Genomic DNA, 8,316 nt, shown 5'->3' with positions numbered 1-8,316 from the left:
GGTGTTGGCGGCCACTCGGCCGAGCGACAGCACGGGGTGGCCGTTGCGGCGGGCGTCCGACAGCCGCTCCACGAGCAGCATGCCGACGCCCTCGCCCCAGCCGGTGCCGTCCGCGCCCGCCGCGAACGCCTTGCAGCGGCCGTCCGGGGCCAGCCCGCGCTGACGGCTGAACTCGATGTACGCGCCGGGGCTGGACATGACCGTCACACCGCCCGCGAGGGCGAGCGAGCACTCGCCCTGGCGCAGCGCCTGGATCGCCCAGTGCAGCGCCACCAGCGACGACGAGCACGCCGTGTCGACCGTGACCGCCGGGCCCTCCAGACCGAAGGTGTACGCGAGCCGGCCGGAGACCACGCTGGCCGCGTTGCCCGTGCCCAGATAGCCCTCGACGCCCTCGGGGACGGTGTGCAGCGAGGCGTCGTAGTCCTGCCCGTTGGAGCCGACGAACACCCCTGCGGAGGTGCCCCGCAGCGTCGCCGGGTCGATGCCCGCGCGCTCGAACGCCTCCCAGGAGGTCTCCAGCAGCAGCCGCTGCTGCGGGTCCATGGCCAGCGCCTCACGCGGCGAGATCCCGAAGAACGCGGCGTCGAAGTGGCCCGCGTCGTAGAGGAATCCGCCCTCGCGTGCGTAGAAGGTGCCGCGCGTGTCCGGGTCCGGGTCGTAGAGCGCGTCCAGGTCCCAGCCGCGGTCGGCCGGGAACTCGGCGATGGCGTCCCCGCCCGCGGTGAGCAGCTGCCACAGCTCCTCGGGCGACCGCACCCCGCCCGGGAAGCGGCAGCTCATGGCGACGATGGCGATCGGGTCGTCATCGGCCACCGCCGTCACCGAAGCCGGGCGGGAGGCGTCGGTGCTCGTTCCGATGAGCTCGCCGCGCAGATAGCCCGCGAGGGCGGAGGCCGTCGGATAGTCGAAGACCAGGGTGGCGGGCAGCTGGACACCGCTGGCGGCACCGAGCCGGTTGCGCAGCTCGACGGCGGTCAGCGAGTCGAAGCCCAGCTCGCCGAAGGCCCGGTCGGCACCGATGGACTCCGAGCCGTCGTGTCCGAGCACCACGGCCACCTGCGTACGGACCAGGTCCAGCAGCAGCCGGTCGCGCTCCGCCTCGCCCAGCCCGGCCAGCCGGGCGGCGAGCGAGGAACCGTCGGCCGCGGGCGCGGTGGCGGTGTCCTCCGCCGCCGCGCGGATCTCCGGGAGGTCCGTGAGCAGACGGCTGGGCCGCCCGGCGGTGAAGTCCGGTGCGAACCGGTCCCAGTCGATGTCCGCGACCGTGACCACGGTGTCATCGAGGTCGAGCGCCCGCTGGAGCGCGCCGATCGCCAACTCGGCGTCCATCGGCGGCAGTCCGCCGCGCCGCAGCCGCTGCTCCAGCGCCCCGTCCGTGGCCATCCCGCCCTCGGCCCACGGGCCCCAGGCGATCGAGGTGGCGGGCAGGCCCTCGGCGCGGCGCCGCTCGGCGAGCGCGTCCACGTAGGCGTTGGCGGCCGCGTAGTTGCCCTGTCCGGCGGCGCCGAACGTGCCGCTGATCGAGGAGAACAGCACAAAGGCCGACAGCTCCCGATCGCGCGTCAGCTCGTCGAGATGGGCCGCGGCGGCGGCCTTGGCGCGCAGGACGCCGGTGAAGCGCTCGGGGGTGAGCGCGTCCAGTACGCCGTCGTCCAGCACCCCCGCCGTGTGCACCACGGCCGTCAGCGGCAGCTCGGCCGGGATGTCGGCGAGGAGCCGGGCGAGCGCGTCCCGGTCGGCCACATCGCACGCGGCGAACGTGATCCGGGCGCCGGAGGCGGCGAGTTCATCGCGCAGCTCGGCGGCGCCGGGGGCGTCGAGGCCACGGCGGCTGGTGAGCAGCACATGTTCGGCGCCGCCCGCGACCAGCCAGCGGGCCACCTGCCCGCCCAGCGCGCCCGTACCGCCGGTGACCAGGGTCGTACCGGCGCCCGGCGTCCAGGAGCCACTGGGGGACGCGGACCCGGACGCGGGCACGGGCGCGGAGGCCCGGACGAGGCGGCGTCCGAACACGCCCGACGCCCGCACCGCCACCTGGTCCTCGCCACCGGCCCCGGCACCGTTACCGCCACCGGCCAGCGCCTCCGCCAGCCGTCCCAGCGCACGCTCATCGGCCGTCTCCGGGAGGTCGACCAGACCGCCCCAGCGCTCGGGCACCTCCAGCGCGGCCACCCGGCCCAGGCCCCAGAGCCGCGCCTGCGCGGGGCTGACCGTTCCGTCCGAACGGCCCACGGCCACCGCGCCCCGCGTGGCGACCCACAGCGGCGCGCCAATGCCCGCGTCGCCCAGGGCCTGTGTCAGCGCGGCCGTCCGCAGCAGCCCGTCGCCGCCGCCATTGCCGTCGCTGTCGCCATCGCCATCGCTGTCCGTGAAGGCCAGCAGGGAGAGCACACCGCCGGTCACGGGCGCGTCGCCGAGGGCCCCGGCCAGCCGTTCGGCCACCGTGGCGCGGTCGTCGTCGGCGGTCAGCTCGACGCGGCGTACGTCGAGGCCACGGTCGTTCAGCAGCCGTACGGCACCCGCGACCCAGGCGTCCTCGGCCGCCTCGGCCGGTACCACCACGAGCCAGCCGCCGGTCAGGGACGCGACGGAACGGTCGGTGACCGGCTTCCACGACACCCGGTAGCGCCAGCCGTCCACCGTCGAACGCTCCGACTGCTGCCGCCGCCACGACGAGAGGGAAGGCAGCAGGGCCTCCAAGGCGCCGTTGCTCTCGATGCCGAGGTTCAGGGTGTCGGCGAGCGAGGCCAGATCCTCGCGCTCGACGGCCTCCCAGAAGCGGGCGTCGACGGCGTTCTGAGCCGTGGCCTCCGGGGTGGCGGTGGCGGTCCGCACGTCCAGCCAGTAGCGCCGCCGCTGGAAGGCGTACGTCGGCAGCTCCACGCGCCGCGCGCCGGTCCCGGCTGCAGCGTAGAACGCCTCCCAGTCCAGGGCGAGGCCCCGGGTGTGCAGGGCGGCGAGGGCGGTGGTGACGGTCTCGGCCTCAGGGCGGCCACCGCGCAGGGCGGCGACAAAGCCCGCTGCCGTGTCGCCCTCGGCCAGGCAGTCCTGTCCCATGGCGGACAGCACGCCGTCGGGGCCGAGTTCGAGGTACGTGGTGACGCCCTGGGCTTCCATCGTCCGGACACCGTCGAGGAAACGGACGGCCTCGCGGACGTGGCGCACCCAGAAGTCGGGGCTGGTGATCTCCTCGGCGGAGACCACGTTGCCGGTGAGGTTGGAGACGATCGGGATGCGCGGGGCCTCGTACGACAGGCCCCGCGCCACCTCGCGGAACGCGTCCAACATGCCGTCCATGCGCGGGGAGTGGAACGCGTGGCTGACCGTGAGCCGCTTGGTCTTACGGCCCTGGGCCTGGAAGCTCGCCGCGATGTCCAGAGCCGCGTCCTCATCACCCGCGATGACGACGGAGGTCGGGCCGTTGAGCGCGGCGATGGACACGCGCTCGGTGAGCAGCGGCGTGACCTCGTCCTCCGACGCCTGCACCGCGATCATCGCGCCACCGGCCGGAAGCGCCTGCATCAACCGCCCACGCGCCGCCACTAGCTTCGCGGCGTCCGCGAGCGAGAGCACACCCGCCACATGCGCGGCGGCCAACTCACCGATCGAATGCCCGGAGAGGAAATCGGGCCGCAGCCCCCACGCCTCCGAGACCAGCCGGAACAACGCCACCTCGACCGCGAACAACGCGGGCTGAGTGAACCCCGTCCGATCCAACGCCTCGGCATCATCCCCGAACACCACGGTCTTCAGCGGCCGTTCGAGATGCGCGTCCAGCTCGTCGCACACCGCGTCGAACGCCTCCGCGAACACCGGGTAGGCGTCGTACAGCTCACGCCCCATCCCCAGCCGCTGGCTCCCCTGCCCGGTGAACAGGAACGTCAGCTTCCCGGCCACCGGCGAGCCCTGGACCAGGCCCGTGGCCGGTTCGCCTGAGGCCAGCGCCTCCAGGGCGCGCAGGAAGCCCTCACGGCCGTCGGCCACCAGCACCGCGCGGTCCTCGAAGGCGGTGCGCCCGGCGGCCAGGGTGTAGCCGATGGCGGCCAGGTCCACGTCCTCGTCGGCGGCGCGCAGCCGGTCGCGCAGGCGGCGGGCCTGGTCGCGCAGCGCGTCGCCGCCCACGGCCGACAGCGGCCACGGCAGCACCGGCGGTACGGCGGACGGCCGCGCCGCCGCGTCCTCGCGGTCCTCGGCGGCGGGCGGCTGCTCGATGATGGTGTGCGCGTTGGTGCCGCTGATGCCGAACGACGACACACCGGCGCGGCGCGGACGACCGGTCTCCGGCCACTCCACCGGCTCGGTCAGCAGCGAGACCGCGCCGTCCTCCCAGTCGACGTTCGGGGAGGGCGCGTCCACGTGCAGCGTCTGCGGCAGCACACCGTGCCGCATGGCCAGCACCATCTTGATGATGCCCGCGACACCGGCGGCGGCCTGCGTATGGCCGATGTTGGACTTGATGGACCCCAGCCACAACGGCCGGTCGGCCTCCCGCTCCTGCCCGTACGTGGCCAGCAGCGCCTGCGCCTCGATCGGGTCACCCAGCGTCGTGCCCGTGCCGTGCGCCTCGACGACATCCACCTCACCGGCCGCCAGCCCGGCGGTGGCCAGCGCCTGGCGGATGACGCGCTGCTGGGACGGGCCGTTGGGCGCCGTCAGGCCATTGCTCGCACCGTCCTGGTTGATGGCGGAGCCCCGGACCACCGCCAGCACCGGGTGGCCGTTGCGCCGCGCGTCCGACAGCCGCTCCACGAGCAGCATGCCCGCACCCTCGGCCCAGCCCGTGCCATCCGCACCGGCCGCGAACGACTTGCAGCGGCCGTCCGTGGCCAGGCCGCGCTGACGGCTGAAGTCGATGAACGTCTCGGGCGTGGCCATGACCGCCACACCACCGGCCAGCGCCATGGTGCACTCGCCCGCGCGCAGCGCCTGGATCGCCCAGTGCAGCGCCACCAGCGACGACGAGCACGCCGTGTCCACGGTGACCGCCGGGCCTTCGAGGCCGAAGGTGTACGCCACCCGGCCGGAGGCGATGGAGCCCGCGTTGCCGGTGCCGATGTAGCCCTCGACACCGTCGGGGATGCCGTCGAGGCCGGTCACGTAGTCGTGGTACATGACGCCCGCGAAGACGCCGACACGGCTGCCGCGCACCCGGGCCGGGTCGATGCCCGCCCGCTCGAACGCCTCCCACGAGGTCTCCAGCAGCAGCCGCTGCTGCGGGTCCATGGCCAGGGCCTCACGCGGCGAGATCCCGAAGAAGTCCGGGTCGAAGTCGGCGGCGTCGTGCAGGAAGCCGCCCTCGCGGGTGTACGAGGTGCCCGCGTGGTCGGGGTCCGGGTGGTAGAGGCCGTCGAGGTCCCAGCCGCGGTCCACGGGGAAGCCGGAGATGCCGTCGCCGCCGGTGGCCCGCCCCACCCCCGCCCCCGCGCGGGGCCCCCCCCCGCGGGGGTCGCGGCTGCTCAGGCGGCGGACGCCGAGCGGGCCGCCGACGCGCGCCGGGGCGGCCCCGGTCCGTACGGGGACGAGCGACGCGGTGGTCTCCTCGGCGCCCAGCAGTTCCTCGCGCAGATGGCCGGCGAGGGCGGTGGGGGTCGGGTAGTCGAAGACGAGCGTCGCCGGGAGCCGCAGTCCGGTGACGGTCTTGAGGTCGTTACGGAGTTCGACGGCGGTGAGCGAGTCGAAGCCCAGCTCCTTGAACGCCCGCCCGGCCTCGACCGCGTCCGGGCCCGCGTACCCGAGCACCGCGGCGACCCGGCCGCACACCAACTCCAGCAGCTCACGGTCCTGTTCGGGGCGCGCGAGCCCGGCGAGGCGCTGGGCGAGCGAGGAGCCGTCGGCGGTGGCGGCCGTGGCGGCGGCCCGCCGGACCGGAGTCCGCACCAGGCCCCGGAACAGGGCCGGTACGGTCCCGGTCGCCGTGGCCTCGGTGCGCAGCCCCGCGTAGTCGAGCCGCATCGGGAAGAGCACGGCGGCACCGTCGGCGCAGGCCGCGTCGAAGAGCGCGAGCCCCTCGTCGGGGGCGATCGGGGCGACCCCGCCGCGCGCGATGCGCCGCAGATCGACCTCGTCAAGACCGCTGCCCATGCCCGCACCGGCCCACAGGCCCCAGGCCGGCGCGGTGGCCGGGAGCCCCTGGGCGACGCGGTGCTGGGCGAGCGCCTCCAGGAAGGCGTTGGCGGCGGCGTAGCTCGCCTGTCCGGGCGCGCCGAACACGGCGGCGGCACCGGAGAACAGCACGAACGCGGACAGCTCGTGGTCGCGGGTCAGCTCGTGCAGGTTCAGTGCCGCGTCCACCTTGGGGCGCAGCACCCGGGCCACCCGCTCGGGCGTCAGCGAGCCGAGGATGCCGTCGTCCAGGACGCCCGCCGTGTGCACCACGGCGGTCAGCGGATGCTCGGCCGGGATGGCGGCCAGGGTCGCGGCGAGCGCGTCGCGGTCGGCCACATCGCAGGCCGCCCAGGTGACGGTGGCACCGGCCGCCGTGAGCTCGGCGCCCAGCTCCTCGGCGCCCTCGGCGTCGGCGCCACGACGGCTGACCAGCAGCAGGTGGCGTACGCCGTGGGCGGAGACGAGGTGGCGGGCGAAGAGGCCGCCGAGGTTTCCGGTGGCGCCGGTGATCAGTACGGTGCCGTTGGGGTCGTACGACGGAACGCCGTCTTCCGCGTCCGTGCCAGCGCCGTCTTCGGTGTTCGTGTCAGCGCCGTTTTCGGTGTTTGTGCCGTCCGTGACCGGCACCCGGGCCAGCCGTGGTGCGAGCGCCACGCCCGCGCGGAGCGCCAGCTCCGCCTCGTCCACGCCGAGCGCGGCGGGCACCGTACGGTACGAGCCCTCCTCGCCGTCCACGTCCAGCAGCACCAGACGGCCCGGGTTCTCCGACTGCGCGGAGCGGAACAGACCGCGCACGGCGGCGTACGGCAGATCCGCCACGCCCGTGCCCGGCTCGGTCTCCACCGCGCCCCGGGTCAGCAGCACCAGCCGCGACCCGGCGAACCGCTCATCGGCGAGCCACTCCTGGAGCAGGGCGAGCATGGTCTGCGTGGCCTCGTGCACGGCCGGTGCGTCGCCGTCGCCACCGGTAGCGCTCAGCAGGACGGTGTCGGGCGCGGATACCCCGGACTCCACGGCCGTCCGCAGCACCGCCAGATCGCGGTACACGGCGAGCCGGACCCCGGGCCCGAACGCGCCCTCAAGCGCGGCCAGTTCGGCGGCATCCGCGCCGAGCACCGCCCAGTCGCCCGTGACCGCGCCGGTCGCGGGCGCCGGAACCGCCGTCCAGTCCAGCCGGAACAGCGACTCGTGCAACCCGCCGCGCGCCGCGCGCACCTGGTCGGCCGAGGCCGCCCGCAGCGCCACGGACTCGATCGTGGCCACCGGACGGCCCGAGCCGTCGGCCACCAGCAGCGAGACCGCGTTCGACGACCGCTCGGACAGCCGCACCCGCAGCGCACCGGCCCCGGCCGCGTGCAGCTGGACGCCGTTCCACGCGAACGGCAGCAGCGCGCCTTCGGCCAGCGCGGACTCGCGGTCGGCGCTGTCGAGGCCGATGACGTGCAGCGCGGCGTCGAGCAGGGCCGGGTGCAGCCCGAACCGCTCGGCCTCGGCGCCCGACGTCAGCGGCGCGCCCTCGGGGAAGCCCACCTCGGCGTAGAGGTTCTCGCCGAGCCGCCAGGCGCCCTTGAGCCCCTGGAACACCGGCCCGTAGCCGAGGCCCGCCCCGGCCAGTTCCTCGTACAGCCCCTCGACCGCGATCGGCGTCGCGCCCTGCGGCGGCCATACGGCGAGCTCAGCGGTCTGGTCCGACTCGGGCATCCGGGCGCCGGGGGCGAGCACACCGGTGGCGTGGCGCGTCCACGGCTCGGTGCCGAGCGCGTCCTGCCGACGCGAGTGCAGGCTGAAGGAGCGGCGGCCGGACTCGTCCGGCCCGTCCACGACGAGCTGCACCCGCACCCCGGTGTGCTCGGGCAGCACGAGCGGGGCTTCGAGGGTGAGTTCGTCCAGCCGCTCACAGCCGACCTGGGCGCCCGCCGTGCTCGCCAGCTCGACGAAGGCGGTGCCGGGCAGCAGCACGGTGTCCATGACCGCGTGGTCGGCCAGCCACGGGTGGGTACGGGTGGAGAGCACCCCGGTGAGCAGAAGACCATCGGCGTCCGCGAGCGCGACGGCGGCGCCGAGGAGCGGGTGGTCGATGTCGCCCAACCCGATCGACTCGGGGTCGCGCGCCCCGGGGGGGGCGGCGCCGGGGCCGGAACGGGGGCGGGGGGAGGGGGGGGTGGGGCGCGACGGCGGGGGCCCCGGGGGGGCGCCCCCCCCCGCGCA

General features: G+C 75.3%; 1 pseudogene. It reads right to left on the bottom strand.

What is annotated here, in order from left to right:
• Window positions 1-8,205 (bottom strand): annotated as a pseudogene (locus tag ACFXB5_RS35175) (type I polyketide synthase); the annotation flags it as partial.
• Window positions 8,206-8,316: the final 111 nt, after the last annotated feature.

It is taken from the genome of Streptomyces sp. NPDC059455, from assembly GCF_042750115.1.
GTDB classification, from domain to species: domain Bacteria; phylum Actinomycetota; class Actinomycetes; order Streptomycetales; family Streptomycetaceae; genus Streptomyces; species Streptomyces endocoffeicus.
This window is presented reverse-complemented; position numbering and strand designations above follow the sequence as displayed.